The following is a 2,410-nucleotide window of genomic DNA, read 5'->3' as shown; positions in this document are numbered from 1 at the left end:
CCGAGCACGGCCGCCGCGAGCCCGATCAGCGCCCCGGTGTCCGGGCCCCCGCCGGTGCGGACGCCGCCCGCACCGGCCAGGGCTGCGCCGCAGGCCGCGGTGGCCGCACCCAGGGCGGGCACCAGGAGCACAGACCACAGCGGAGCGGACGCGGTGCTCGCAGATCCTGGGGTGCCGATCATCTGATCTCCCTGAAAGTGAGCTTTCATGTCGTTTGACAGCATTTGTTGCTGTTTGACGTCGTGAAGCATTGCTAGCACCCCCTAGGTGCCGGTGTAAAGGTCTCAGCGGCCCGCGGTGGACATGACGTTCCTTGACGAGGGCAGGGCGGACGCCTACGTTGAGGCCCTGCGCGACCGGACGGCCCGGGAGCCGGAAGGGGAGGCCCTGCAGTGCGCTGGGAGCAGCTGTTCGCGGACCTGGAGGCGCAGCTGGCCTCCGCGCACCAGCAGGGCGTGGAGGAGGAGGCGGCGGAGCAGGCCCGCGCGGAGTACTCCCGGGTGCGCCTGACCGACCGGCTGCGCCTCCGGCAGGGCGAACCCGTTCGGGCCCTGCTCACCGGTGCCGTCCCGCTCGAGGGCCGGGTGCGCACGGTGGGCGCCGGCTGGGTCGTCCTCGAGGACCGGGGCACCGAGCACCTGGTGCCGCTGGGAGCCGTCCTGTGGTGGGAGTCCCTCGGCCGGGGGTGGGCGCCCGGTGACGACCCGCTGGCCCTGCGGCTCGGCCTGGGGCACGCGCTGCGCGCCCTGGCCCGGGCCAGGGCCGGGGTGCGGATCCGGCTCGCCGGCGGTGGACCGCTGGGCGAGCTCGAGGGGACGGTCGACCAGGTGGGCGCGGACTTCTTCGACCTGGCCCTGCACCCCGACGACGACTACCGCAGACGGGGCAGCGTGACCGCGCTGCGCGCCGTGCCGTTCCCCGCGCTGGTCTGCGTCTCCTCGCTCACGGCGGGGTGAGACGGTCGGCGGCGGCGTCCCGGTGGATCAGTCGAGCGCGCCCGAGCGCACCGCCTCCGCTGTCCGCTCGTAGCCGCGGGCGATGTACTCCTCCAGCTTGGCGGTCTCGACGCGCCACTGGCCGCGGCCGCCCACCTGGATGGCGGGCAGCTCCCCGCTGCGCACGAGAGCCCTCGCCTGCGTCGCCGAGATGTTGAGGATCTCGGCGACGTCCGCCAAGGTCAGGAAGCGCTGCTGCGCCATCCTCCGCCTCCTTGCTCGTGGTTGCTCTCCCATTCCAGTCTGCCACCGAAGAGGCGCAACGGCTCCCCGTCCACATGCGGCGTCGCCACCGCCCGCCCCGGGCGGGCACGGGTGGCCGGGGCGCGCCTCCTGTCCCCAGTTGTGCACCGACCGGTTCCCGGGGCACCACGGCCGCGGGCAGAATGTGGGCCACGAGCACGGTCCCCACGGCCGTGCGGGCAACGAGAGAGGCGGTCGCCGATGAGCGGCACGGTCAGGGGCACGGACGCCCCGTCGGCCCGGTTCCGGAGACCGACCTGGCGGGACCCGAGGCTGCTCACCGGGCTGCTGCTCGTGCTGCTCTCCGTCGCCGGGGTGACCGCCGTGGTCACCGCCACGAACCGCACGGACCCCTACCTGGCGGCCGCCCGGGACATCGAGGTCGGCCAGGACGTGACCGGGGAGGACCTGGTGGCCGTCGACGTCCGGCTGCAGGACGCGGCGGACCTCTACGTCCCTGCGGACGCGGCACCGGGGCCGGGCACGGTCGCGACGCAGCGGATCCCGGCGGGCCAGCTGCTGCCAGGGTCCGCGCTGGGCACCGCGGACCGGCTGGACCGCAAGCCGGTCGCCGTCCCGGTGGACCATCCGCTGCCCCAGGACGCCGGGGCGGGAACGCGCGTGGACGTCTGGGTCGCCGCCCAGAAGCCCTCCGGCCGCGGCCACGAGCCGGCCCGCCTGCTGCTCCCGGCGGCCGAGATCGCCGGCGTGCAGACGGAGCAGACCGCCCTCGGCGCGGGCCGCGGCACCGTGGTGCACGTCCTGGTCGAGGAGGACCCGATGGAGGAGCTCGTGGACGCGCTCGGCAACGACGCCCGCGTCACGCTCGTGTGGAATCCCGCGGGCGGCCGGTGATGGTCCTCCCGGTCATGGCCCTGGGGGTCTCCACCTGGCCCCTCGTCGACGGCATCGAACGGCTGCACGGACCGGTCACGGTGGTCCGCCGCTGCCTCGACCTCACGGAGCTGCTGGCCGCGGCGCGCGCCGGACTCGGCCGGGCCGCCCTCGTGGCGGAGGGCGCCGAGGACCTCACGGCGAGCCTGCTCGAGCAGATCCGGCTCGGCGGCGCGGCGCTGCTGGTGCTGGAGGGCCACGACCACCGCCGCCTCGCCGGTCTCGGCGCCGTGGTCGTCCCGGAGCGGGCGGCCCCCGAGGACGCCGCCCGCCTCGTC

The 2,410-nt window shown here is 75.4% G+C and carries 4 protein-coding genes and 1 pseudogene; 3 read left to right on the top strand and 2 right to left on the bottom strand.

Translation table 11 applies throughout. From position 1 onward, the window contains the following. Positions 1–182 (bottom strand): hypothetical protein (locus CRM73_RS18915; RefSeq protein ID WP_229588760.1); only part of this gene is annotated, 182 nt, incomplete at its 3' end. Between the two features lie 210 nt (positions 183–392). Between CRM73_RS18915 and CRM73_RS18910 the strand changes: the two genes are divergently transcribed. Then, on the top strand, positions 393–956 hold the full coding sequence (locus tag CRM73_RS18910) for a hypothetical protein (RefSeq protein ID WP_017833631.1): 564 nt from the start codon (positions 393–395) through the stop codon (positions 954–956). A 27-nt stretch (positions 957–983) separates the two neighbouring features. On the opposite strand, the gene CRM73_RS18905 is transcribed toward CRM73_RS18910, so the two are convergent. Continuing rightward, entirely contained in the window at positions 984–1,199 is a 216-nt protein-coding gene (locus CRM73_RS18905) for a helix-turn-helix domain-containing protein (RefSeq protein WP_017833632.1), read from the bottom strand. Positions 1,200–1,439: 240 nt separating this feature from the next. On the opposite strand from CRM73_RS18905, the gene CRM73_RS18900 reads away from it, so the two are divergent. Together CRM73_RS18900 and CRM73_RS18895 are read left to right on the top strand one after the other, a co-directional pair. Beyond that, entirely contained in the window at positions 1,440–2,093 is a 654-nt protein-coding gene (locus CRM73_RS18900; protein ID WP_017833633.1) for an SAF domain-containing protein, read from the top strand. Continuing rightward, positions 2,093–2,410, top strand: a pseudogene (locus tag CRM73_RS18895) (hypothetical protein); the annotation flags it as partial. The gene CRM73_RS18900 and the pseudogene CRM73_RS18895, both read left to right, overlap by 1 nt.

It is taken from the genome of Kocuria sp. CCUG 69068 (genome assembly GCF_020833785.1).
Classification (GTDB): domain Bacteria; phylum Actinomycetota; class Actinomycetes; order Actinomycetales; family Micrococcaceae; genus Kocuria; species Kocuria rosea.
Note: the sequence above shows the minus strand (reverse complement) of the source record. Positions and strands in the feature narration are given on the sequence as shown.